Source organism: Mycobacterium sp. OTB74 (assembly GCF_029892685.1).
Classification (GTDB): Bacteria; Actinomycetota; Actinomycetes; order Mycobacteriales; family Mycobacteriaceae; genus Mycobacterium.
On sequence record NZ_JARXVD010000027.1, the window covers coordinates 1 to 22,413 of the forward strand.

25 protein-coding genes and 1 riboswitch are annotated in these 22,413 nt (G+C 63.2%); of the genes, 10 read left to right on the top strand and 15 right to left on the bottom strand.

Annotated elements, in window-relative coordinates:
* Positions 1 to 324 (top strand): HNH endonuclease signature motif containing protein (locus M2432_RS25495; protein ID WP_280829634.1); only part of this gene is annotated, 324 nt, incomplete at its 5' end.
* A 32-nt stretch (positions 325 to 356) separates the two neighbouring features.
* On the opposite strand, the gene M2432_RS25500 is transcribed toward M2432_RS25495, so the two are convergent.
* Positions 357 to 1,154, bottom strand: coding sequence for an exodeoxyribonuclease III (locus M2432_RS25500; RefSeq protein ID WP_280829635.1), 798 nt, complete (start codon positions 1,152 to 1,154; stop codon positions 357 to 359).
* Positions 1,155 to 1,417: 263 nt separating this feature from the next.
* Positions 1,418 to 3,652: an NADP-dependent isocitrate dehydrogenase gene (locus M2432_RS25505; RefSeq protein WP_280829636.1), complete on the bottom strand. Its 2,235-nt coding sequence runs from the start codon at positions 3,650 to 3,652 to the stop codon at positions 1,418 to 1,420.
* 207 nt (positions 3,653 to 3,859) lie between these two features.
* Positions 3,860 to 3,979: riboswitch (SAM riboswitch) on the top strand.
* A gap of 44 nt (positions 3,980 to 4,023) precedes the next feature.
* On the opposite strand from M2432_RS25505, the gene M2432_RS25510 reads away from it, so the two are divergent.
* Genes M2432_RS25510 through M2432_RS25520 form a run of 3 tightly spaced genes read left to right on the top strand, consistent with a single transcriptional unit; the run spans position 4,024 to position 7,198 of the window.
* Positions 4,024 to 5,346 (top strand): bifunctional o-acetylhomoserine/o-acetylserine sulfhydrylase, encoded by a 1,323-nt coding sequence (locus M2432_RS25510; protein WP_280829637.1) that lies wholly within the window; start codon positions 4,024 to 4,026, stop codon positions 5,344 to 5,346.
* Entirely contained in the window at positions 5,343 to 6,479 is a 1,137-nt protein-coding gene (locus M2432_RS25515; RefSeq protein ID WP_280829638.1) for a homoserine O-acetyltransferase, read from the top strand. The genes M2432_RS25510 and M2432_RS25515 overlap by 4 nt, the downstream gene beginning before the upstream one ends.
* Positions 6,476 to 7,198, top strand: a complete 723-nt coding sequence (locus tag M2432_RS25520) for a class I SAM-dependent methyltransferase (protein WP_280829639.1) — start codon at positions 6,476 to 6,478, stop codon at positions 7,196 to 7,198. The genes M2432_RS25515 and M2432_RS25520 overlap by 4 nt, the downstream gene beginning before the upstream one ends.
* Positions 7,199 to 7,246: 48 nt before the next feature.
* Here M2432_RS25520 and M2432_RS25525 read toward each other — a convergent pair whose 3' ends face one another.
* The 3 genes from M2432_RS25525 to M2432_RS25535 all read right to left on the bottom strand — a co-directional run bounded on the left by M2432_RS25525 (position 7,247) and on the right by M2432_RS25535 (position 9,823).
* A complete protein-coding gene (locus M2432_RS25525) occupies positions 7,247 to 8,752 on the bottom strand; it encodes an FAD-dependent monooxygenase (protein ID WP_280829640.1) in 1,506 nt (501 codons plus the stop codon).
* Positions 8,749 to 9,378, bottom strand: a complete 630-nt coding sequence (locus M2432_RS25530) for a TetR family transcriptional regulator (RefSeq protein ID WP_280829641.1) — start codon at positions 9,376 to 9,378, stop codon at positions 8,749 to 8,751. The genes M2432_RS25525 and M2432_RS25530 overlap by 4 nt, the downstream gene beginning before the upstream one ends.
* Positions 9,379 to 9,448: 70 nt before the next feature.
* Positions 9,449 to 9,823, bottom strand: coding sequence for a DoxX family protein (locus M2432_RS25535; RefSeq protein ID WP_280829642.1), 375 nt, complete (start codon positions 9,821 to 9,823; stop codon positions 9,449 to 9,451).
* A 34-nt stretch (positions 9,824 to 9,857) separates the two neighbouring features.
* Here M2432_RS25535 and M2432_RS25540 point away from each other — a divergent pair, with 34 nt between their 5' ends.
* On the top strand, positions 9,858 to 11,399 hold the full coding sequence (locus M2432_RS25540) for a recombinase family protein (protein WP_280829643.1): 1,542 nt from the start codon (positions 9,858 to 9,860) through the stop codon (positions 11,397 to 11,399).
* Between the two features lie 45 nt (positions 11,400 to 11,444).
* On the opposite strand, the gene M2432_RS25545 is transcribed toward M2432_RS25540, so the two are convergent.
* Positions 11,445 to 11,639: a hypothetical protein gene (locus tag M2432_RS25545; RefSeq protein ID WP_280829644.1), complete on the bottom strand. Its 195-nt coding sequence runs from the start codon at positions 11,637 to 11,639 to the stop codon at positions 11,445 to 11,447.
* A gap of 445 nt (positions 11,640 to 12,084) precedes the next feature.
* Between M2432_RS25545 and M2432_RS25550 the strand changes: the two genes are divergently transcribed.
* The 3 genes from M2432_RS25550 (at position 12,085) to M2432_RS25560 (ending at position 14,666) form a co-directional block, all read left to right on the top strand.
* A complete protein-coding gene (locus M2432_RS25550; protein WP_280829645.1) occupies positions 12,085 to 12,435 on the top strand; it encodes a DUF732 domain-containing protein in 351 nt (116 codons plus the stop codon).
* Positions 12,432 to 12,755, top strand: coding sequence for a DUF732 domain-containing protein (locus tag M2432_RS25555; protein ID WP_280829646.1), 324 nt, complete (start codon positions 12,432 to 12,434; stop codon positions 12,753 to 12,755). The genes M2432_RS25550 and M2432_RS25555 overlap by 4 nt, the downstream gene beginning before the upstream one ends.
* A gap of 1,275 nt (positions 12,756 to 14,030) precedes the next feature.
* The gene (locus M2432_RS25560) at positions 14,031 to 14,666 is read left to right on the top strand and encodes a maleylpyruvate isomerase family mycothiol-dependent enzyme (protein WP_280829647.1); all 636 of its coding nucleotides are present in this window, start codon (positions 14,031 to 14,033) and stop codon (positions 14,664 to 14,666) included.
* A gap of 454 nt (positions 14,667 to 15,120) precedes the next feature.
* On the opposite strand, the gene M2432_RS25565 is transcribed toward M2432_RS25560, so the two are convergent.
* The 7 genes from M2432_RS25565 to M2432_RS25595 all read right to left on the bottom strand — a co-directional run bounded on the left by M2432_RS25565 (position 15,121) and on the right by M2432_RS25595 (position 19,021).
* On the bottom strand, positions 15,121 to 15,570 hold the full coding sequence (locus tag M2432_RS25565) for a hypothetical protein (protein ID WP_280829648.1): 450 nt from the start codon (positions 15,568 to 15,570) through the stop codon (positions 15,121 to 15,123).
* 221 nt (positions 15,571 to 15,791) lie between these two features.
* Complete coding sequence (locus M2432_RS25570) at positions 15,792 to 15,935, bottom strand: hypothetical protein (RefSeq protein WP_280829649.1); 144 nt, start codon at positions 15,933 to 15,935, stop codon at positions 15,792 to 15,794.
* A 357-nt stretch (positions 15,936 to 16,292) separates the two neighbouring features.
* Positions 16,293 to 17,366, bottom strand: coding sequence for an AAA family ATPase (locus M2432_RS25575; RefSeq protein ID WP_280829650.1), 1,074 nt, complete (start codon positions 17,364 to 17,366; stop codon positions 16,293 to 16,295).
* Entirely contained in the window at positions 17,363 to 17,752 is a 390-nt protein-coding gene (locus M2432_RS25580; RefSeq protein WP_280829651.1) for a hypothetical protein, read from the bottom strand. The genes M2432_RS25575 and M2432_RS25580 overlap by 4 nt, the downstream gene beginning before the upstream one ends.
* Positions 17,753 to 17,856: 104 nt before the next feature.
* Positions 17,857 to 18,078, bottom strand: coding sequence for an excisionase family DNA-binding protein (locus tag M2432_RS25585; protein ID WP_280829652.1), 222 nt, complete (start codon positions 18,076 to 18,078; stop codon positions 17,857 to 17,859).
* Positions 18,079 to 18,213: 135 nt separating this feature from the next.
* A complete protein-coding gene (locus tag M2432_RS25590) occupies positions 18,214 to 18,840 on the bottom strand; it encodes a hypothetical protein (RefSeq protein WP_280829653.1) in 627 nt (208 codons plus the stop codon).
* Entirely contained in the window at positions 18,833 to 19,021 is a 189-nt protein-coding gene (locus M2432_RS25595; RefSeq protein WP_280829654.1) for a helix-turn-helix domain-containing protein, read from the bottom strand. Before M2432_RS25595 ends, M2432_RS25590 begins: the two co-directional genes overlap by 8 nt.
* A gap of 39 nt (positions 19,022 to 19,060) precedes the next feature.
* On the opposite strand from M2432_RS25595, the gene M2432_RS25600 reads away from it, so the two are divergent.
* Positions 19,061 to 19,546 (top strand): hypothetical protein, encoded by a 486-nt coding sequence (locus M2432_RS25600; protein ID WP_280829655.1) that lies wholly within the window; start codon positions 19,061 to 19,063, stop codon positions 19,544 to 19,546.
* A 437-nt stretch (positions 19,547 to 19,983) separates the two neighbouring features.
* Here the strand turns inward: M2432_RS25600 and M2432_RS25605 are convergent, their stop codons facing one another.
* The gene (locus M2432_RS25605) at positions 19,984 to 20,277 is read right to left on the bottom strand and encodes a DUF3017 domain-containing protein (protein WP_280829656.1); all 294 of its coding nucleotides are present in this window, start codon (positions 20,275 to 20,277) and stop codon (positions 19,984 to 19,986) included.
* Entirely contained in the window at positions 20,274 to 21,125 is an 852-nt protein-coding gene (locus tag M2432_RS25610) for a bifunctional methylenetetrahydrofolate dehydrogenase/methenyltetrahydrofolate cyclohydrolase (RefSeq protein WP_280829657.1), read from the bottom strand. Before M2432_RS25610 ends, M2432_RS25605 begins: the two co-directional genes overlap by 4 nt.
* A gap of 70 nt (positions 21,126 to 21,195) precedes the next feature.
* Here M2432_RS25610 and M2432_RS25615 point away from each other — a divergent pair, with 70 nt between their 5' ends.
* Positions 21,196 to 22,395, top strand: coding sequence for an NADH:flavin oxidoreductase (locus M2432_RS25615; RefSeq protein ID WP_280829658.1), 1,200 nt, complete (start codon positions 21,196 to 21,198; stop codon positions 22,393 to 22,395).
* The last annotated feature ends 18 nt before the right edge of the window (positions 22,396 to 22,413 follow it).

The following is a 22,413-nucleotide window of genomic DNA, read 5'->3' on the forward strand; positions in this document are numbered from 1 at the left end:
GGCTGCGGAGCCACCCGAGGATTGCACGCCCACCACATCCAACACTGGGAAGACGGCGGACCCACCGACCTTCACAACCTGGTGCTGCTATGCCCACACCATCACCGCTTGCATCACCGCGGCGGCATCACCATCACCGGACCCGCCGACCGACTGATCGTCACCGACAGCACCGGAAAACCACTAAGCGGCGGATCGCTGGCCCGCCCACCAACCACACCACCACCCGCAGTCCCACCATGCCCAGGACCCACCGGCGAACGCGCGCAATGGTGGTGGTACCAACCCTTCCAACCGGAACCACCCCCACCGTCGACTAACTAGGTAAATCCCCTGGGGTGACGCGAAAAGCCAGGTCAGCCGAACTCGACCGTCACCGGCGCGTGGTCGGACCACCTCAGGGCGTACGCCTCAGCCCGTTCGACCCGTGCCGCAACGGCTTTCGGCGCCAGTTTGGCGTTGGCCAGCTGATAGTCGATGCGCCAGCCGGCGTCGTTGTCGAAGGCCTTACCCCGCCACGACCACCAGCTGTACGGGCCCGGTGTGTCCGGATGCAGCTCACGCACCACGTCGGTCCAGCCCGAGGCCATCAGGTCAGCCAGCCATTGCCGCTCACTGGGCAGAAAGCCTGACTTCTTGACGTTGTTCTTCCACGCCTTGATGTCGAGCTCACAAGCAGCGATGTTCCAGTCGCCACACACCACCACACCGCGCCGCCTAAGGCTCAACTCGGCCATCCGGCCGGCCAGCGCCGTCATGAAGCGTTCCTTCTCCAACTGCTTGTCGGTCTCGGCCTCGCCGGTAGGCACATACACGCTGGCGACCGTGGCATCGGCGGTATCGACCTCCAGATAACGTCCGTGCGAAGCGAATTCGTCACCAAGACCCATCCGCGCAGCGGTGATCGGCGTACGGGACAGCACCGCCACCCCGTTACGGCCCTTCACGTGGGGCTCAGCCGAAGCCAGCTGCCAGCCTTCGGCCAAGGCCGGGGCCAACGCGTCGGCCAACTGAGCGTCGTCGGCGCGGGTTTCCTGCAGGCACACCACATCTGACTTGGTCTGCGCCAGCCAGGGCAACAATCCCAGGTTCTCCGCCGAGCGTTCTTTCACCGCAGCCCGGATGCCGTTGACATTGATGGTGGTGACGATCACGACGGAGAACCCTAGCCGTGGGGTGCGACAGCCTTTTGCGGCGGCTACGGAACGATCAGGTCCAGCACGCTCAAATCGGTGTTCTTGAACGCCGACAAGGTGATCAGCAGCGTCCCGATCCACCCGTTGGCGACGAGTCGCTGCGCCGTGTTGTTCAGCAGCGCGCCGCAGTCGAATGCGATGACATCCCGTTTCGTACCGGCCCCGTTGCAAGCCTCGCTTCGATCACCGGCCTGTCTGGTGAGGGTGGCCGACGCATCACCCTACTGAGCGGCCGCCAATACAGCGTTGAAGGTGGCGCTGGGCCGCATCACCGCCGAGATCTTCTCCGGATCCGGTGCGTAGTAACCACCGATGTCGGCCGAATGACCCTGGACCGCAGCCAATTCAGCGACGATCTTCGGCTCGTTGTCGCTCAGCGTCTTGGCCAGCGGGGCGAACTTGGCGGCCAACTCGGCATCCTCGGTCTGTTCGGCCAGCGCCTCCGCCCAGTACATGGCCAGGTAGAACTGGCTGCCCCGGTTGTCCAGCTCACCGGTGCGACGCGACGGAGACTTGTTCTCGTCCAACAGCTTTCCGGTCGCGGCGTCCAGTGTCTTGGCCAGCAACAGGGCCCGTGCATCGTCGGTCTTGTTGCCCAGATCCTCCAGGCTGGCACCCAGAGCCAGGAACTCGCCCAGCGAATCCCAGCGCAGGTGGTTTTCCTCGACCAGCTGCTGTACGTGCTTGGGTGCCGAACCGCCGGCACCGGTCTCGTACAGTCCGCCGCCGGCCATCAACGGCACGATCGAGAGCATCTTGGCGCTGGTGCCCAACTCCAGGATCGGGAACAGATCGGTCAGGTAGTCGCGCAGGATGTTGCCGGTAGCGGCAATGGTGTCCTGCCCGCGGATCGCCCGCTCGATGGTGTGCCGCATGGCGCGTTCCTGCGACATCACTTGGATGTCCAGGCCCTCGGTGTCGTGGTCCTTCAGGTACAGCGCGACCTTCTTGCGCAGTTCGTTCTCGTGCGGACGCTCCTGGTCCAGCCAGAACACCACCGGCATACCGGAGTTGCGGGCCCGGGTGACGGCCAGCTTGACCCAGTCCCGGATCGGCGCGTCCTTGACGATCGGCATGCGCCAGATGTCACCCTCTTCGACGGCCTGGGTCAGCAGCACCTCACCGGAGTCGATGTCGATGATGTTGGCGACGCCGTCCTCGGGGATCTCGAAGGTCTTGTCGTGCGACCCGTACTCCTCAGCCTTCTGCGCCATCAGACCGACGTTGGGCACCGTGCCCATGGTGGTCGGATCGAACTGGCCGTGGGTCTTACAGAAGTTGATCATCTCCTGGTAGATCCGGGAGAAGGTTGACTCCGGGTTGACGGCCTTGGTGTCCTTGGTACGGCCGTCGGCGCCGTACATCTTGCCGCCCAGGCGGATCATGGCCGGCATCGAAGCGTCCACGATGACGTCCGAGGGCGAGTGGAAGTTGGAGATGCCGCGGGCCGAGTCCACCATGGCCAGTTCGGGCCGGTGCTCGTGGCACTTGTGCAGATCGTCGACGATCTCGTCGTGCAGTGACTTGGGCAGCGAGGCGATCTTGTCGTACAGGTCGGAAAGGCCGTTGTTGACGTTGACACCCAGCTCGTCGAAGAGCTTCTGGTGCTTGGCAAATGCGTCCTTGTAGAAGATCTTGACCGCGTGGCCGAACACGATCGGGTGGCTGACCTTCATCATGGTCGCCTTGACGTGCAGGGAGAACATGACGCCGGTCTTGTAGGCGTCCTCCATCTGCTCTTCGTAGAACTCGATGAGCGCCTTCTTGCTCATGTACATCGAGTCGATGACGTCGCCTGCGTCCAGCTTGACCAGCGGCTTGAGTTCGATGGTCTTGCCGGCCTTGGTCTTCAAGACCATCTTGACGTTGCGCGCCTTGTCCAGCGTCATGGACTGCTCGCCGTGGTAGAAGTCGCCGTGTTTCATGGTGGCGACATGAGTGCGCGAGGCCTGCGACCACTCGCCCATGCTGTGCGGGTGCTTGCGGGCGTACTCCTTGACCGCTTTGGGGGCGCGGCGGTCCGAATTGCCTTCGCGCAGCACCGGGTTGACCGCACTACCCAGACACTTGGAGTAGCGCTCCTTGATCGCCTTCTCCTCGTCGGTCTTCGGGTCACCCGGGTAGTCGGGCAGGTTGTAGCCCTTTTCCTTGAGTTCCTTGATGGCGGCGACCAGCTGCGGCACCGAGGCGCTGACGTTGGGCAGCTTGATGATGTTGGTCTCGGGGAGCTGGGTCAGCCGGCCGAGCTCGGCCAGATTGTCCGGCACCTTCTGCTCGTCGGTCAGGTAGTCGTCGAACTCGGCCAGAATGCGCGCCGCCACCGAGATGTCACTGGTCTGGACGTCAATGCCGGCCGCGCCGGCGAAAGTGCGGATAACCGGCAGGAAGGCATACGTCGCGAGCAGCGGTGCCTCGTCAGTCAACGTGTAGATGATGGATGGTTTCTCGCCACTCATGGTCACTCTCCCGGCGTCACGGACGGTCACATTCATGCAAAATCTATGTCGCGTTCGGTACCCACACACGGCTACCCATGACACGACGGATACGAAGCTACCGTGACCCGGCTAACAGCCTCTCAGTGGTCCCGTATCAGCTCACCTGACCGGCCAATAGAGAGTCCAGGTGGCAGCCTTCGCATGAGTTGAGATACGCTCACAGTCGGTCATGAGCGCCAGCGTCAAGCCCCGGCTTGCTGGCCGGCAACCCTCCATCCGCGGTGGGGTGCCCCGGGAGACGACCAGGTTGAGTAGCCGGTATCGGCTACGCGGCAAGCGCGGGTCCGCCACCACGGGCCCCGAGTGACCCGAGTGGAGGCTCTATACCCATGACTGACGCCAGTAGCTGGTCGTTTGAGACCAAGCAGATTCACGCCGGCCAGACGCCCGACGACACCACGCGTGCCCGGGCCCTGCCGATCTACCAGACCACGTCGTACACGTTCCGCGACACCGACCACGCCGCCGCCCTGTTCGGGCTGGCCGAGGCGGGCAACATCTACACCCGCATCATGAACCCGACTACCGACGTCGTCGAGCAGCGGATCGCTGCCCTGGAAGGCGGCGTGGCGGCTCTGTTCCTGTCATCCGGGCAGGCCGCGGCGACCTTCGCGATCCTGAACCTGGCCTCCTCAGGCGACCACATCGTCTCCTCGCCACGGCTGTACGGCGGCACCTACAACCTGCTGCACTACACGTTGGCCAAGCTGGGCATCGAGGTCACCTTCGTTGAAGATCCCGACGACCTGGACTCCTGGCAGGCCGCGGTGCGACCGAACACCAAGGCGTTCTTCGGCGAGACCATCTCCAACCCGAAGATCGACGTCCTGGATCTTCCCGGGGTGTCCGGCGTCGCGCATAAGAACGGCGTGCCGCTGATCGTGGACAACACCGTCGCCACGCCATATCTGATCCAGCCGCTGGCCCACGGCGCCGACATCGTGGTGCACTCCGCCACCAAGTACTTGGGCGGTCACGGTTCGGCGATCGCCGGGGTGATCGTGGACGGCGGTACGTTCGACTGGACCAACGGCAAGTTCCCGGGGTTCACCGAGCCGGATCCCAGCTACCACGGCGTCGTGTTCGCCGACCTGGGCGCACCGGCCTACGCGCTCAAGGCCCGGGTGCAGCTGCTGCGCGATCTGGGCTCCGCGGCAGCACCGTTCAACGCGTTTTTGATCGCGCAGGGATTGGAAACGCTCAGTCTGCGCGTTGAGCGTCATGTGGCCAATGCACAACGTGTCGCCGAGTTCCTGCAAGGGCACTCCGATGTGGTGTCGGTGAACTACGCCGGCCTGCCGTCCTCGCCCTGGTACGAGCTCGGCCGTAAGTTGGCCCCGCGCGGCACCGGTGCGGTGCTGTCGTTCGAGCTGGCCGGCGGCATCGAGGCGGGCAAGGCCTTCGTGGACGGCCTGTCGCTGCACAGCCACGTCGCCAACATCGGTGACGTGCGCTCGCTGGTGATCCACCCGGCGTCCACCACCCACCAGCAGCTCACCGAGTCCGAGCAACTGGCCAGTGGCGTCACCCCTGGCCTGGTACGGCTCGCGGTGGGCATCGAGGGCATCGACGACATCCTGGCCGATCTGGAACAGGGCTTTGCCGCCGCACGGGCCGTGGGTAGCGCTACTGCAGCTGTGGGGTCAGCGTGACCATCATCGATGTGCCCGTGCCTAAAGCGCCGTTCGCCGAACTGCCCACCGAAGGGGCCATCGGTGTGGTGAACATCGGCGCACTGACGTTGGAAAGCGGTACGGTGCTGCCCAACGTGACGGTGGCGGTGCAGCACTGGGGCGAGCTGTCCGCCAACCGCGACAACGTGGTCATGGTGCTACACGCGCTGACCGGCGACTCGCACATCACCGGCCCGGCTGGACCTGACCATCCGACCGGCGGCTGGTGGGACGGCATAGCAGGACCGGGTGCCCCGATCGATACCGATCGCTGGTGTGCCATCGCGACCAACGTCCTGGGCGGCTGCCGCGGGACCACCGGGCCCAGCTCTTTGGCTCCGGACGGAAAGCCTTGGGGCTCAAGGTTTCCCGAGATCACTGTGCGCGACCAGGTGAATGCCGATCTGGCCGCGCTGGCGGCACTGGGCATCACCCAGGTGGCCGCTGTGGTCGGGGGTTCGATGGGCGGCGCGCGGGCGCTGGAATGGATTGTCGGACATCCCGATACGGTGCGGGCCGCGTTGGTGCTGGCTGTCGGCGCTCGGGCCACCGCCGACCAGATCGGCACCCAGTGCGCGCAGGTTGCGGCGATCCAGGCCGATCCGTATTGGAACGGTGGCGACTACTACCTCACCGGCCAAACGCCTGATGCCGGCATCCAGATCGCACGCCGGTTCGCCCACCTGACCTACCGCGGCGAAAAGGAACTCGACGACCGGTTCCGCAACACCGCGCAGAACCATGAAAACAGTTCTATCGATGGGCTTTACGCGGTCGAAAGCTACCTGGAGTACCAGGGCCGCAAGCTTGCCGCGCGGTTCGACGCGGGTACTTACGTGGCCCTGACCAACGCGCTCAGCAGCCATGACGTCGGCCGCGGGCGTGGCGGTGTGGCGGCCGCTCTCAGCGGTTGTCCGGTGCCGGTGATCGTCGGCGGCATCACTTCGGACCGGTTGTATCCCATTCGGCTGCAAGAGGAATTGGCCTCGTTGCTGCCCGGTTGTGCCGGACTCGAGGTGATCCAGTCCGATTACGGCCACGACGGCTTCTTGGTGGAGTCCGATGCAGTGGGCGTATTGATCCGCCAGACACTGGATTTGGCTTCGCGGTGACCGGCGAACGCTCCCTGTCGTTCGGCGAGGAAGCAGCTGCCTACGAACGGGGTCGCCCGTCGTATCCGCCGGAGGCCATTGACTGGCTGCTGCCCACAGGCACTTCGGACGTGCTGGACCTCGGTGCCGGCACCGGCAAGCTGACGGTGCGACTCGCCGAGCGCGGCCTCACGGTGACCGCAGTCGACCCGATTCCGGAGATGCTCGAGGTACTCAGCAACTCGCTTCCGTCGGTACCCGCATTGCTGGGGACGGCCGAGGATATTCCGTTGCCGGACAACAGTGTTGATGCCGTTCTGGTGGCGCAGGCATGGCACTGGTTCGACCCTGATCGGGCGTCGGCCGAGGTTGCCCGGGTACTCCGCCCGGGCGGGCGGTTGGGCCTGGTGTGGAACACCCGCGACGAGCGCCTGGGCTGGGTCAAGGAATTGAGCCAGATCATCGGCAGCGAGCACGACCCGCTCGGCAAGTCGGGACTGTCTGACCTGTTCACCGACGTGCAGACCCAGCTGTTCGAATGGACGAGTTACCTTACCCCGCAAGCGCTTATCGATCTGGTCGCCTCGCGCAGCTACTGCATCACCTCACCGGCCGATGTCCGTAGCCGGGTACTGGACCAGGTGCGCGAGCTGCTGGCCACGCACCCCGCGCTGGTCAACAGCAACGGCCTGGCGCTGCCGTACGTGACACACTGCGTCCGCGCCACCCTGGCCTCCTGAGTGATTTGTGCACGATTTCGCGCGCTGAGCGCGCCTTTCGTGCACAAATCACCCGACCCAGCGGCGTAGTTGGGCGGTCAATCGGTCGGCGTCTTCGTCGGTGAATTCGTCTGCGGCCCAGGCGACATAACCGTCCGGGCGGATCAGCATGGCGGCCGCAGGCCCGTCCGCCATCGCGGCGTGGACGACTTCGACCCGGTCTGCCCAGTCGTGCGCGGCCTTAGCCGCATCGCCACCCGTGAAATCCAGCAGCAGCGGACGGGCCGGGTGCAACAACTCGGCGACCCGTCGACCGTCATCAAGGGTCAGTTCGGGCACCAAGCGGCCGGACAACGCATGGTCATCTCCGACGTCGTACCGGACATCGGAACCCGCCAGCAAGTTCCCCATATGTTCCACCACCGCCGGGATCTGCAGCAGCTCACTGAAAAGCTCTCGCATCGCGGTTATTTCGGGACCCGGTGCCATCAGGGCGATCTGCGACTGAGACTGCATCATCACCCGCTGCCCCACCGGATGACGTTCGGACTCGTAGCTGTCGAGCAGACCGGGCTGCACTGCGCCATTGATCTCGGCAGCCAGTTTCCAGCCGAGGTTGAAGGCGTCTGACATCCCGAGATTCAGGCCCGGTCCGCCGAGGGGAGAGTGCACATGCGCGGCGTCGCCGACCAAAAAGATTCGTCCGGTCCGGTACCGGTCAGCTTGACGGGTGTTCTGCCCATCGATGCGCAGGTTGGCTTTCGGTCCCGCCCAGCGCGGTTCTTCGATTGGAACGTCGACGCCGAGGATGCGATGCAGGCTCTCCCGCAACTCGGCGACCGACATCGGCCCCTCAGCACTGCCCGGGGCGTGTCCGTACTCGATGGTGCCGATCATCGGCTTTTCCGGATCCATCATCATGACCATGACCACGCCACAGTCAAGTCTGTTGTGCCGGAACGGAATAAACCCATACCCAGGGATCTCGAGTCCACCTTTGACCACGTGCACCTGTTCGGGCAGGTGCACGTGGGACAACCGGCTGACGGTGTCTGCAGTGTGGCCGGGGAAGTCGATACCGGACTGCTTACGCACCGTGCTGCGTCCACCGTCCGCGCCAACGAGATAACCGGCTTCGAGTTGATATTCGCCATCCGGGCCGGCGGCGGTGACCACCACGCGGTCGTCTGCGGCACTCAGGCCGATCAGTTCATGGCCCCAACGGATTTCGACTCCGAGGTCGCAGGCACGTCGCTCCAGAACCTCGACCATATGAGGCTGCGTGATCCGCAGACCGTAGATCGGCTTGTCTGCCAAACCCACGAAGTTGAGCGGCATTCCGGCGAACACCCACTCGTAGGCCGGCTCCGGCGGACCGGGATGACCGCGCAGTGCGGGATAAAGGCCACGCATGTCCAGTTGCCGAACCACCTGTCCGACAAAGCCGTTGGCCTTGAGTTCGGTGCCGCGGGCGGGCAGCTTATCCAGCACAACGGGTTGCACGCCGGCCAGTGCGAGCTCGCAGGCCAGCATCAGGCCGTTGGGTCCGGCCCCGGCAATCACCACATCGGTCATCGGCGCCTCCTTCGGGGCGGTTCGGGCAGCCCGGCTGCCACCTCAGCCAGTCCACTACGCACCAACTCGGCGAACGACACCGGCGGGCCCGCCGTCACATACATCTCCGCCGCGGCGTCACCGACAGCGCGAACAACCGCGGCAACCAGACGCGGGTACATGTCACGGACCGGATCGGTGCCGGTGCGCTCGGCGACGACCTCAACCCACTCGTCGAACAGGTCCTTTGCCATCGCGCCGCGAACCGGCTTGCTCATCAACAATTTTCGCACCTCGACAAGCTCGGTGCGCGTCATCTCGCCGTCGATGTCGGCCAGGTCGTCCTCCAGCGGTTTGAGCACCGACGCACTGACCGACGCCCACAGCGGCTCGCTGGCGGGGCGCCGGCGCAACTCGTCGATGCTGCGGCGCATCCGTTGGGACTGCCAGTAGGCCAACGCCTCGTACTTGCCGGTGAAGTAGTTGTTGAACGTCCGTAGCGACACCCCGGCGAGCGCGGCGATCGCCTCGCGGGTGACGTTTTCGAAGCCGTGTTGGAACGCGAGCTCCAACGCGGCGTCGCTCAACGCCTTTCGGGTGTCGGCCTTCTTGCGTTCCCGCAGGCCGACTTCGGGATGTTCGGGCACGCCACGATGCTACCCAGATTTTTGCATGGTGGGCAAGATTGCACATTGGGCACGTATAGCCCCAGATCACTCAGAAGGCGTACTGACCGAAGCGACCCCAGGCCACGAATACCGCCATCGCCAACAGCACCAGGTTCACCACTACGTTCGGGTATTCCTTCCGACGGGAATGCGTGACAATGGCCCCGATCATCACCAGGGCCAGCCCGACAGCCGCCAGGGGAACCAGCATCGGAGCGATATGCGTGGCGGCAGGCAGGATGAGGCCGAGTGCGCCCAGCACCTCAAGTACCCCAATCGATCGAATGGCGGCCGGGCTGACGTCAGCGGCCCAGCCCTGGCCGGCACCGACCAGTTTGTCCTTCGGCACAGCCAGTTTCAGCAGTCCACTGCCGACGAAGACGAATGCCAGCACTCCGGCGATGATCCACAATGTGTTGTTCATTCATTCATAGTACCCGTCGCTGTAGTCTGAGCGCGTGAGCAGCACAACCCTGGAAAACGACTACCCGTCCCTACGCAAGTACGCAGGTCGCTACCTGCTCAACCCGCCTGACGTGCCAGCACCCGGCACGCGCTACGCGGCTGCATATGCACGACTGTCGAAAGACAAGTACGGTGACGAGCTCGGCGTCGACCGTCAGCTCGAAGACGTCGTGTCGATGCTGCTCAACGACGGCTATGTGCCCGTCATCTATGTCGACAACAGTGTCAGCGCGACGAGCGGCATTCGACGCCCCCGCTATCAAGATATGGTCGCCCACATCACCGCAGGCAGATTGCACACTGTCGGCTGCTACGACACGACGCGTCTATTTCGCGACAATCTTGAGCAAGAAATATTCATGCGGCTCGCGCAAGAGATCGCGTTAGAGCCGCTGCGATTCAAGAGTGGCGGTGAAAAAGATTTGTGCGACTACACCGGTCAGTTCGAATTTCGCATTAACGGCGCAGTCGCAGCGCGGCACGTCGCCGAATTGAAAGCGAAGCTGAAGCGTTCGCACAAACAGCGCTTCGAGTCGGGTCGCGCATACTGGCCGAAACGCCCATTCGGGTTCGAGCGCATGAAACGCGACGGCACGGGCGTCATACATCGCGAAGATGAAGCTGCGCTGATTCGACAAGCGTACAAAGATGTTCTGCGCGGTCGCTCGATCGCTGGCATCACGCGCGAATGGAACGAGAAGGGTTATCGCACGCCGACGTGTGTGAACGAAGACGGTGTCGTCACATCGGGCGGCAATGAATGGAAAGCAACAGTTGTGCGCAATCTGCTGCTCGCCGGGCGCAACGCAGGCATACGCGAACGCACTGAGCGACGCAACGGCAAGCGCGTCAAAACGGGTGACGTGTGTAAAGCAGACTGGGAGCCGATCGTCGACCGCGACCTATACGACGGTGTTGTTGCGTTACTCAGATCACGCAAAGCGCACCCGAGCGCGTGGGTGCTGAAACATCTGCTGACCTCGATCGCGTACTGCGGCAAGTGCGGCAAGACGATCGCGTCCAGCAAAAGAGACAACGGCGTCAACATCTATCGCTGTCTTCATCACGGCTGCTACGGCGTGCGCCGCAACATGCACGACGTCGACACGTACATCGTCAACGCGATCGGCTTGCGACTGTCAGCAGACGACGCGAAAGACTTGTGCAAACGTGACGCGCTCGACACAGCGCTCGTCGCGAGCGTCGAAGAAAAAATCGACGCGCTTGTGAACGTGCGCAAGCTACAGAACAAGCTCGCGATACAAGGCGAGATCAGCGCCGACGAATGCGAAGAAAACATTGCTGAGATCAACGCGAAGATCGCGACGCTGCACGCGACGATCACAGAACCTGCGCGCGCAGAAGTGTTCGAAGACGCAGTGAACGCCGACGATCCGCGCGTGTGGTTCGACAACGCGACGCTCGACCGCAAACGCGCGATCATCGACGAGCTGTGCTCGATCACGATTCTGCCGGGTCAGAACCCGCGTCGACCATTCGACGACGAGCTCGTCGTCATCGAGTGGAAGCAATAACGCATGTCATACGCGCGTTGTATCGTGCGGACGCCGTGAGGTTCTCTAACCCATCGTCCCTGGAGGTGGGCCAGCCTGCACTTCTTCGTGCCCCTTCTCGCTGATCAGCACCGTCACCACGTGGTGGCAGTACCGCAGCACCCAGTAGTTGCGCCCCTGCCGGTGAGAGACGACGCGGTGCCTCTGGCACACCGGACAATACCTGGTCACAGGGGGTGCGGGTGCTGCGGGAGTGCTCACGGGGTGCTCCTACCTATGTCACATCGCAATGAGGCCATCGCAAGGTGGATTCTGTTGCAAATTTACAAACCGGTCAATTTTTGTGAAGAAGCCGTTACGAGGCATTTGCGCTGCTGGCCCAGCCGCACCTGGCCGTGCGATCTATATGCGATCTTCTGCAGCACTTGCCAGCACTCACCCAGCACGTCAGGCCCGGTCGGCAGGCTGCTCGCAGGCCCCGCCAGTGCCGGTCGCCAGCCAGTCCGCCAGGGCCCCCCGCCGAGAGGCCCGTTCCCGGCCGCCAGGTGCCACGCTGGGCCACAGTCACTCTCGGGCATGAACTCCGCGCCAGGGGAGAAGAAGCCCTAAGCGTTCCGTCGAAGTGTGCTGCCTTGTCCGTGGCCGAATGTAATTTCTAGCGGGCTAGGGATTGCCACCCGAGCAGAACTAAACAAAGGAATGAATCATGATGAAGCGCACTATCATCGGCGCGGTGTCGGTGACGGCGATCCTCAGCCCGGTCACGGCACACGCCGATCCAAGTTCAGGCCAAGTCGATACATTCCTCAACGAATTGCAACAGCGCGGCGTCCAGTACTCGACAACCCACGCCATCGTCAACACTGGCGTTGACGCCTGCAACGCGTTGCGCGGCGGCAACAGTGTGCAGTCGGTGGTCAACGCCATACACGAGGGCGGCGATTTCAGCCACCGCGACTCCGGTCTGGTCGTCGGCGCAGCAGTCGGGTCTTTCTGCCCAGATGAATGGCCGATCATCCAAGCATTCGTGCAACACGGCCAAGGCGGTGGCTCGTGAACTCCTGGGCCATGACCAAAGGGGCAATCGCTGCTGTCGCCGCCGCCAGTTTGTTACTCGCGGGAACGGCCCGCGCCGACACGGACGACGTAGACGGCTACCTCTCCGTCCTAAACCATGAGGGCGTCGACACCAGTGCCCGCGCGGCAGTTGTTCACATGGGGCGTGAAGTGTGCGAGGGGTTCGACAACGGCCTCACCCTGAACCTGATCCTCCGTGCCATCACGACCGCAGGGGGCTACACCAACGACGAGGCCGAGTGGATCGCCGCTGCATCTGTGACCAAACTATGCCCCAACCACAAGGGAGACGTTCACTAAATCAGTGGCCGTCTCACTGCAGGCAGGAGGGCGAAGTGTGCTGCGCCTGTGGGAGATTCGGGCTGATCGCGGTTAAAAGGCTCCACGGGTGTGCGTGACGACGAGCCGAAGTGAAAAGGAGGAACGGTGAAGGTACATGCTCGAGATCGGCAGTGTCCCATAATGGCTAGGATTCGTTCCTCTCACGCAGCCAACCCAGCCGACTGTCAGGAATAGGCCGTGAAGAAACTAATTGCGACCACGCTCGCCGGCACGGGCCTCATTGTGGGCACCGGGGTTGTGGATGACCTATTCTTTGCGCCTCAAGCCCACGCCCAATGGTGCAACGACGGCACCTTTGACCATAGCGGGGACTGTATCGCGCACGAGGGCGAACTTGGCGGCCCAATCATGAAGCCTTGCGGGCTGATTCAACTGGCCATGCATGATCCGTGCTGGGGCGGCCTGGGCGACCCGCCTGCTCCGCTCTTCTTCACGGGACAGCTACTGTCTCAGGACAGCAGTGCGCAGCTATCCAATGTGGCCCACAGACAAATCGTAGTCTCATGCCCTGCCGACCTTGAGAGGCTCGTCGACCAAACAGAACGCTGCACGTTCGACGATCAAGGCCGGGGATGGTGGCTCGATGCCTCAGTGGTACCTGCTGGCCCCGGTATCGTTACAACCCACTACCAAGTACAACCAGGATGGACCCCTTAACAGGGTGACACAGGCAGGCGCTGCGTTCGTCCAGTAGGCCCGGCCTGAAGCAAGATTGCTCCGCCCGAGCTTGCGCGAACTGCGTTCATGCTGCGTGACGCGCTTTTTGTCGCGTTTTGCGCAATTTGCGCGCCTTGTTTGCTGCGTGACGCGTCAGGTTTGCTGGCTTCTGCGTGTTGCATCACGCGCCTCCGTTCCTTCATTTTGGGTAGATAGATCGCGACACCGCGAACGTGTCGGCCCCGTCGTGGCAAAAAAACGACCGTCGCATCACCGCTCTGAGCTGCGGGGATGCGCTTTCTGTTGCTGCTCCGCGAACGTGCTTCGTTGAGTGACACGACTGAACGCGTGCCGCGACTGTAGTTGCAGTTCGCGCACGCGCCGCGCACGTTTGCGCGAACGTTTGCTAGGTCGGGTCGCTTCGATACTGGGATGACGTGATCGGCGGTCGTTGACAGGCCGGTGCTGCCGGGGAGTCTGAGCCAGCAGTAGGGCTCTTCGCGTGACGTGGACGCTCAGTGCACCCATTTGGGGGAAGCCCGTTTCGACCACCGGTGGTCGTAATATCCTCGGCGGATGAACCGCGAGAAAATTCACGTCGGTATCGCGGAGGAGCGTCGCAGCATTGCGGATCTGATCGACAGCCTGGATGACTCGCAGCTGGCCACCGAGAGCTTGTGCACGGGTTGGGATGTGAAAACCGTGGCAGCCCATCTGATTCTCGCTTTGGAAGAAGGGGTTTTCCCGGCTGCCATCTTGACCTTGCGACGTCGCAACGCGGCTCGGGCGTTCGACGAGTTGGCCCGTCGGAGGGCGCAGTCGCCCGCCACAGAAATCGCGGCAAGTCTTCGCAACCTTGCGGATCACCAATACTGGCGGCCTCCGCCGAAAATACCGGCAAGGCTGGCTGAAATCCTCTGCCATAGTGGCGACATCAAGATCCCGCTCGGAGTGCCCTTCGAACCCGATCCGCAATTGACAATGATCGCGCTGGAGATGTTAACCGGACCGTTCCCCTTCGGCTTCGTGCCGCTTGGACGGCTACGCGGTCTTGGTTGGCAAGCGAACGACATCGACCGAAGATGGGGCAAAGGACCGGAAATCCGTGGGCGGACCGCTGATCTGCTGATGGCGGCGGTTGGCCGCACCGCCACGCTAGATGCGCTCGACGGGCCCGGATTGCCATTGTTGCGCCAGCGAATATCTGGCTAGTCAGACTTACCTTAAATCAGCCACATTGTTGCCCACGTGGTAGCACGCGTGCACGCAGCCAGCACAGGGGTTCTTCACGGATGACGCGTGCACGCAGCTCGCGCCATTGCCGGGTGGAGCCGTTGCGTGCTGGTGTCACGGTGCACCGACGGTCATCGTTATCGGACACGCAGAATCGTGCCGACATGCCCGCTGTAGCGAATTGGCCCAGCGTGGCGCTCGTGCAACGCCGTGTTCACCGGCAGGTACGAGTCACATGCTGGGCAGCGAGTTGTGTCGGCAGTGATGCGTTCGCCGCAGAAGCGACAGCATGAAACGTTGAGCGCTTTGTCGAGCTGTGCGACGTATGCCGCCGCTGTGGCGCGGAGTTGCAGCCGTTCGGTTTCTTGACGCTGCGCGGCGGCGTGCTGAATGTTGCGTGCGCACTGGCCGGGGCTTAAGACCATGAGACTGTTCATGACTGTTCTCCTTGTCGGATCGGGTGGTAGACGCCGTAGTCGCCGCGGTTGGTGGCGTCTTTGAGTTCGTCGAACGTGCGTCCTGTCGATTCCATTTTGTTCTGATGGTCAGCGGTCGCCATCATCGCGAAAGCTGAGACGCCGTCGGCGATCTCGCCGGATTCGCGCAGTCGACGGTCGCGTGCGTCGATCGCGGTGATGCGGCGACGCAGTGCGTTCGTCTGCTGCGACATTTCGGCGTGTGACCGCTGTTGGCGTTCGCGTTGTGCAGCGTCGTCGGCGAGCCGTTCGGTGTGCCATCGGCGCGCCACTGCTCGGGTAACGCAGCGTATGCCGCAGTCGTCGACCTCGACGTCGGTGCTGAGCTGTGCCGCTAACTGATCGGCGTTGGTGCCGTGCTCGAAGGCGAGTAGTAGCAGCGGAATTGGGTGTTCTTGTGGCTCCATGATTCGGCTCCTTTGATTGTTTTTATTGTTCGACATTTTGTTGGTGAGTGCCGCGAATTTCTCGCGGGGAGTAGGGATTTGAGGGATCGGTGAGTGCGCGCGGGCGGGGGTTCCGTTCGCGCGATTGGCGAGCACGAAAATCCGTTTCACGTTGGGGTTCCTTTCTTACTTCTGGTGTGGCTCGAGCTGATCGGTGTCGCCGACGTTCGATGCGTTGAGCCTCATGGGCGGCTCCAGTTCCGTAGCGCTGCGGGCGTCCGGGCCGTGCGTGCGCGGTTCTCCAGCCAGACAGCGGCGCGGTGCCGCTGCGCCTTCTGTCGGGCCTTGCGGCGATGCGTGGGCCAATGCACGGGGTGCTGCTTCATGTTTGTGTCTCCTCGAGGCCGTAGGGTCCGCCCGGCTTGCGCGGGCATTCATGCACTGCGTTGCTCGCGGTAGTCCAGTGCCGGCGGTCGCAGACAGGGCGCACGACCTGCACGAGGCGTCGGCCATCGGCGAGCTGGCGGGTAGTGACGTACCCGGCCAAGCAATGACGCCAGCGGCGGAACGTAGGCTGCCCTGTTTTACAGATGCCTGGACAAGAAAGGGCTTGCAGTTTTGGGAGCGGGCTTATCTGTCTCTCGGACTCGTCTCGTGGTTTCATGTCTCACCCCCTAAAGGAGGGGGGTGAGATGAGACTGATCCACCGTGAGTGAGACCAGTGAGACTGTGTGAGACCAACATCAGTCCCCCGGCTCTTCCCAGAACGGTCTCTTAGCGGTGCCGTTATTGACCAACCGACCTTGTTTTTGCAGGTCAGACAGGGCACGGTAGAACGTCGACTTCGGCATTCCAGACACCTCAAGCAGTTGCGTCGTGTATGCCCCAATACCCTTGAAGGTGAGACGAAACTGAGACAACAGGCGGTCTGAACGGCCCGAGTCAGTCTCACCGGTTGAGACTGCAATAACGCCGCTGTGGCTGCCCTCGACAGGGCTGAACTTCAGCTCGTGTTCGTCGAGCTCAGGGCCGTCTTTTCGTTTCTCCCGGTTCAGGATCACCGTCGGAGACTTTCCGTCACGGGTTACCGAGTACACGGTGTCGACGCCGCCCTCGAATGCGGATGACCCGCGCAGGGTGTGCCCGTCCTTGCCGGTGTGGTGAACGCCGGTGATGACGCCTCGGCGGTCAGGTGTCGAGTCGAGCAGCTTGTACAGGTTGTCGATGACAATGCCGCTGTCTTTCGCTGAGTTCTCATCGAGGCCGACCATGCAGCGCGCCAGGGTGTCGAGGATGACGAAGCCGTAGCCGCGCCAGTCGATGAGGGATCGCAAGTTGTTGACCTGCACGCTGTTCCCCAGGTTCACGGGGAACGGCAGGAAGTCGAGTTGGCCGTCGATGATGCTGGTCTTCCAGCCGCTTTCCCAGGCGTCGATACGGTTTTTGAAGCCGAACGCCCCTTCACCGGCGACGTACAGGGCACGACACTGGGTGGTGTCTCGTCCCTGCCAGCGGCGTCCGGTGGCCACCGAGGCTGCCCAGTCGATAGCGATGAACGTTTTCAGGGTGCCGCGATGCCCGTACAGCAGGGTGCAGGTGCCCTGGTCGAGCACGTTGCCGATCAGCGGTGCCGGGTCGGGAAGCTTACGCAGCTTGGAGCGGGTGTAGATGCGGCTTGCGTACAGCGGCGGCTCTTTCGGTTCTGGTGGTCCGGAGTCGTTGGGGTGTTGACCGTTGCTGCTGGCCTTTTCGCGGCGCTGGTCTTCTGCGATCAGCTCGAGTAGTTCGTCTGTGCGATCGATGTCGTCGTCGCTCATGCCGCCACCCACCATCGTTCGGCGAGTTCAGCGACGAGACGCCGGTCAGCGTCGCCGCGCCGCCACAGTGCTTGCATCGCTGCGATGTTCGGTGCCGGAAGCAAGCCGCAGTGCCGCAGATGAAGCGCGGCGTCGCGGTAAGCGTCAACCTCGCGATCGGTGAGCTGCGGCTCGGCGCATCTGCACGGCCAGGGGTCGCGGCAGCCACAGTCGAGCGGCGCTAGCCGGCAGCTTGCGGAGCGGCGGCGGTTCAGATCGGCGATGACGTCGCCGCCGGTTCTAGACTTGTAGTTGCCGGTGTTTAGATGGCTGCCGGTGGTGTCGGTGCGGTTGGCGGCTTCAGCGGTGGGGTCGCCGCCCCCACTGGGGTTGTTCTCGATAGTCATTGCGCATCACGCCGTCGCTTGACTGGCGTTGTACTGCTCATCCAGCCACGCCTGAACCACATGGCGAGCATCGCAAAAAGAGCTGACGGGCCTTCTGCTTCTCATCATCGGGCTGCACCGCCAAACGGGACCATCATGGCGTCGACATCGTTGAGATCAACGCGCACAAGACGTGTACCGCTGCGGTAGGCAGTCAGCTCGCCGTCTGTGATCTTCTGACGGATGGTGCGGACCGTGACGCCGAGGTATTCGGCAGCCTGCTGTTGAGTGACGTATCGGCGGCGCGGAAGTTCAGCGCCGATCATGTCGCGGAATTTGGTCGCCATCGTGGGGCCTTTCGGGCATCACAAACTTGATGCCTCCATGCCCCGGGCTAGTCCTGGGTGGTGCTCTAGACGTGAACGTTACGCCATACAGCGCAATGCTGCATGCACGAGAAGTAGGTGGTGCCGTGTCGGAAGTCAGCGCTTGCCCGGCTTGAGTGACGCGACAACGTCTTTGAACAGCCACCACGGAATCACGTGGCGGCGCACCGTAACGGGTACCCACACCGGTTTTGGGCCGGTGTAGGTGCCGCCGCCGAGGTCATCGACGACGAACTGCTCTAGCGCCAGTTCCTCATCCTCGTCCGTGGCGGGTGCGTTACGGTCGTAGAACTCAACGCACTCAAGGGATTTCGCCGCGGGCGCGATCGTGTCGACAACTGCGGCAATGGTCGCGAGCCGCAGAAGCTGCGGCTTGCCACAGCCTGCGCATCGCAGACTGAACGGGCTTCGGGTGTCGCCCCTTCGGTTAGGTTTGACCGCCCGAGAGGCAAAGCTCTCCAGCACGTTCTGCTCAACCTTCAACGGACGATGTGGCCGGTAGTCGTCAATCAGTGCAACGACGTGGCGCTCGTCGTGCTGCTGTTCATGCGACACGCGAAACTGTTGTTGTGGTGGCATACCGCAATCGCACAGGATGATGCAGCGCGACATCGCTTCGTTCTCAGCCATTTTGCTTAGCTGCCTTGCGATTTCGCGATCGCGACCCATCGCGGCGTGCTGTTTGGCGGGTCGTTCTGGTGCGTTGCCCGAGCGTTTAGTCACGGGCAAGCTTGGTGATGAACTCGCGGATTGCGGACTCGGATACGAGTCGCCGCCGCCCGATTGTCACTGTGCGCAGCTCGCCGCTGCTGACTAGTTGGTAGCCCTTGCTCCTGCCGATGCCGAGCCGCTCAAACGCCTCGTCGAGGCCGAGCAAGCGCGGCTCCGTCGCCGATTCGGACATGGTCACACCTGTATTCCGTGATTGTCAGGACACAAATTGATGTGTGATGTGTTCGCTCACAGTTATACGACTACGCGCGTATTCGCGCTAACGGCACGAACTGCGGGCAGCGCGTTCTGCCGATCAGCCGGGAATCGTCGAGTATGCGCCGTCGACGTCTATGACGGTGATGATCTCGCCGAGTACGTGATCGACTGCAACATCACCCGGCGCAACATGTCGACAGGGCGGCGCGCGATGTCGACGGCGCTCGTACTCGAAGCTGACGGGCGCCGAAAGAACGGACGGTGGAAGCGGGGCAGTGTTCGGCTGGGTATTCACGAGTCCGTGAATAGGGACTGGGAGAACCGGCTAAACGAGTGCGGCGTCGTTCTCGACTATGCGCCCGACCTTGCCCTCGAAATCGTCTGCGGCGCAATCACACTCAACGAGGCGCACGTGACCGCATCCGAGGCCCGCGACGCATCCCCACGCCAAGCCGAACGGGGCGCCACGACCTACGAGACACCGCACTCGACAAGCTGACGTACGACATGCACCCGTTGAAGCAGCGCTTCGCTGATGTGCCGGGCTCAGCGGATCATCAAGGCCGATCTCGACGCCGCCGCGCTCGCGCTCGACGCTGGCGCGCACGCACAGCCGTCTAGCGACGACGCTGAGCGCGTGTCAGCACCACGCGAACAACCACGACGCAAGACGACGCTCCCCCCTGCTAAGGGGCGACCAGTACGCACTGCTGCTGCTGCACACGCTGCTCACGCTCACGCAGCAGCAGCAGCAGCGCAGACGACGCTAGACGCTGCGAAAACGCATCACCGCACGTCACAACGGCGCTAAGAATGAATACACAGCGTCGTGTTCATGTTGCGCTCCTTGGGTTGGACGGTAACAGTCTGTCGCAGTAAACGGACCATAGTCCGTCTTCATTCCCGGCACCGAACTTTTCGCCAATCCAAACGAGACTAGGCAGTACCCAGCGGGTTGATGGTCCATGCGACGTACAGCATCGCCGCACTGACCGACGCCGTCGTAACGCAGTCGATCACGCGGGTGCGCACCACCAGCAGCCCGGCTCGATCATCGGTGAGCATCAGCCGTAGCGCAGCGGCCATACCGACACCAACCGCCATCACCAACGCGCCGCGGCGCCAGTACCCGGCACCCACGAGCGCGAACGCCATCACAAAGAACACGCCCACCGACAGGATCGGCCACTGGCCGGCAAACACCTTGCGAGCGAATTCTTTTGCGGTCAAGAAAGTTTCGCCTCTTCGGCCTCGACTACGTTGGTCAGCAGGAAGGCGCGCGTCAGCGGCCCGACCCCGCCCGGGTTAGGCGACACAGCACCGGCCACCTCCCACACATCGGGGTGCACATCTCCCGTCAGCTTCCCGTCCACCCGGCTCACGCCGACATCGACGACCGCAGCTCCAGGCTTGACCATGTCCGCGGTCACCATATGCGGCACCCCGACCGCGGCGATGATGATGTCAGCCTGCCGGGTCAGCGCAGGCAAATCACGAGTTCCGGTGTGGCACAACGTAACCGTCGCGTTCTCGCTGCGACGGGTGAGCAGCAGACCCATCGGCCGGCCCACCGTCACGCCGCGGCCCATCACCACCACGTGAGCCCCTGCGATCGGCACCTCGAAACGGCGTAGCAGGTGCACGATCCCCCGCGGAGTGCACGGCAGAGGCGCAGACTTCCCCAGCACCAACCGCCCCAGGTTGGTCGGGTGCAGCCCATCGGCGTCCTTGTCCGGGTCGATGCGCTCCAGCGCGGCGTTCTCATCAAGGTGCTTGGGCAGCGGCAGCTGCACGATGTAGCCGGTGCACTCGGGGTTGACATTCAGCTCATCGATGACCTCGTTCAGATCATCCTGGGTGATGTCCGCGGGCAGATCCCGCCGGATCGAGTTGATGCCGACCTTGGCGCAGTCCGCGTGCTTGCCGCGGACATAGGCCTGCGAGCCGGGGTCATCTCCGACCAGCACGGTGCCCAAACCGGGAGTCCGGCCCGCCGCGGTCAGCGCTGCAACCCGCTTGGTCAGATCGGTGAAAATTTCGTCGCGTGTGGCCTTGCCGTCCAGCGTGATTGCACCCACGGCCACCATTGTGTCAGGCGAGCGGGAACCGACGTTGACACCACCCGCCGCGGCGTGGTCAGCTGCCGTTGTGAACACCCAGCCCAATGTGTCCACTGACGTATTCAGTGAAGCCAAACTCGGTCCGATCACGCTGCGCAATCGGATCATCAAAGCGGCCACGTTCGAAGCGTCCACCCCCAACGCTCTGGTCACCGACGACCTGATCCGCTACCACCAACTGCCCGCGGCCGGCGGCGTCGGGATGACGACAGTCGCGTATTGCGCGGTTACGCCGGGTGGCCGCACCGATGGTTGGCAGATCTGGATGCGGCCCGAGGCGGTGCCCGGCCTGCAGAAGCTGACCGAGACCATCCACGGCGAGGGCGCGGCGATCAGCGCCCAGATCGGCCACGCGGGACCGGTGGCCAACTCGCGGACCAACAAGGCCACGGCCCTGGCACCGGTGCGGTTCTTCAATCCGCTGTCGATGCGGTTCGCCAAGAAGGCAACCCGCCAGGACATCGATGACGTGATGAGCGCGCACGCCAACGCAGCCCGGCTGGCCATCGAGTCCGGGTTCGACGCGGTCGAGGTGCACCTGGGCCACAACTACTTCGCCAGCTCGTTCCTGAGCCCGCTGATCAACCGCCGCACCGACGAGTTCGGCGGTTCGCTGGAGAACCGGGCCAAGGTCGCGCGCGGCACGGTGCAGGCGGTCCGCAAGGCGGTCGGCAACCAGATCGCGGTCATCGCCAAACTCAACATGAGCGACGGCGTCCGCGGTGGCATCCCCATGGAGGAGTCGCTGCAGACCGCCAAGTGGCTCGAAGAGGACGGCGCACCGGACGCGCTCGAACTCACCGCGGGCAGCTCGCTGGTGAACCCGATGTACCTGTTCCGCGGTGGCGCCCCGGTCAAGGAGTTCGCGGCGAACTTCAAGCCGCCGATCAGCTGGGGCGTTCGGATGAGCGGTCACAAGTTCTTCCGCGAGTACCCGTACCACGAGGCCTACCTACTGCGCGATGCCAAGCAATTCCGCGCCGAGCTCAAGATGCCGCTGATCCTGTTGGGCGGTATCACCAATCGAGAGACCATGGATCTGGCCATGGCCGAGGGCTTCGAGTTCGTTGCGATGGGCCGAGCGCTGCTGGCCGAGCCTGATTTGCTCAACCGGATCAAAGACGAGGACCGTCAGAACCCCGTCACATCTAAGTGCACGCACTGCAATCTGTGCATGCCGACCATCTACAGCCACACCCACTGTGTAGTCACAGGTTCGCCCGGCTGACCGATACAGTTGGTCGCG

Bases quoted from the DNA above. Each gene is read 5' to 3' on its own strand.
- M2432_RS25510 (WP_280829637.1), top strand. From the start codon at position 4,024: ATGACTGACGCCAGTAGCTGGTCGTTTGAGACCAAGCAGATTCACGCC.
- M2432_RS25575 (WP_280829650.1), bottom strand. From the start codon at position 17,366: ATGAGCGACGACGACATCGATCGCACAGACGAACTACTCGAGCTGATC.
- M2432_RS25505 (WP_280829636.1), bottom strand. From the start codon at position 3,652: ATGAGTGGCGAGAAACCATCCATCATCTACACGTTGACTGACGAGGCA.
- M2432_RS25570 (WP_280829649.1), bottom strand. From the start codon at position 15,935: ATGAAGCAGCACCCCGTGCATTGGCCCACGCATCGCCGCAAGGCCCGA.
- M2432_RS25560 (WP_280829647.1), top strand. From the start codon at position 14,031: ATGAACCGCGAGAAAATTCACGTCGGTATCGCGGAGGAGCGTCGCAGC.
- M2432_RS25580 (WP_280829651.1), bottom strand. From the start codon at position 17,752: ATGACTATCGAGAACAACCCCAGTGGGGGCGGCGACCCCACCGCTGAA.
- M2432_RS25550 (WP_280829645.1), top strand. From the start codon at position 12,085: ATGATGAAGCGCACTATCATCGGCGCGGTGTCGGTGACGGCGATCCTC.
- M2432_RS25565 (WP_280829648.1), bottom strand. From the start codon at position 15,570: ATGGAGCCACAAGAACACCCAATTCCGCTGCTACTACTCGCCTTCGAG.
- M2432_RS25595 (WP_280829654.1), bottom strand. From the start codon at position 19,021: ATGTCCGAATCGGCGACGGAGCCGCGCTTGCTCGGCCTCGACGAGGCG.
- M2432_RS25535 (WP_280829642.1), bottom strand. From the start codon at position 9,823: ATGAACAACACATTGTGGATCATCGCCGGAGTGCTGGCATTCGTCTTC.
- M2432_RS25600 (WP_280829655.1), top strand. From the start codon at position 19,061: ATGTGTGATGTGTTCGCTCACAGTTATACGACTACGCGCGTATTCGCG.
- M2432_RS25585 (WP_280829652.1), bottom strand. From the start codon at position 18,078: ATGGCGACCAAATTCCGCGACATGATCGGCGCTGAACTTCCGCGCCGC.
- M2432_RS25525 (WP_280829640.1), bottom strand. From the start codon at position 8,752: ATGACCGATGTGGTGATTGCCGGGGCCGGACCCAACGGCCTGATGCTG.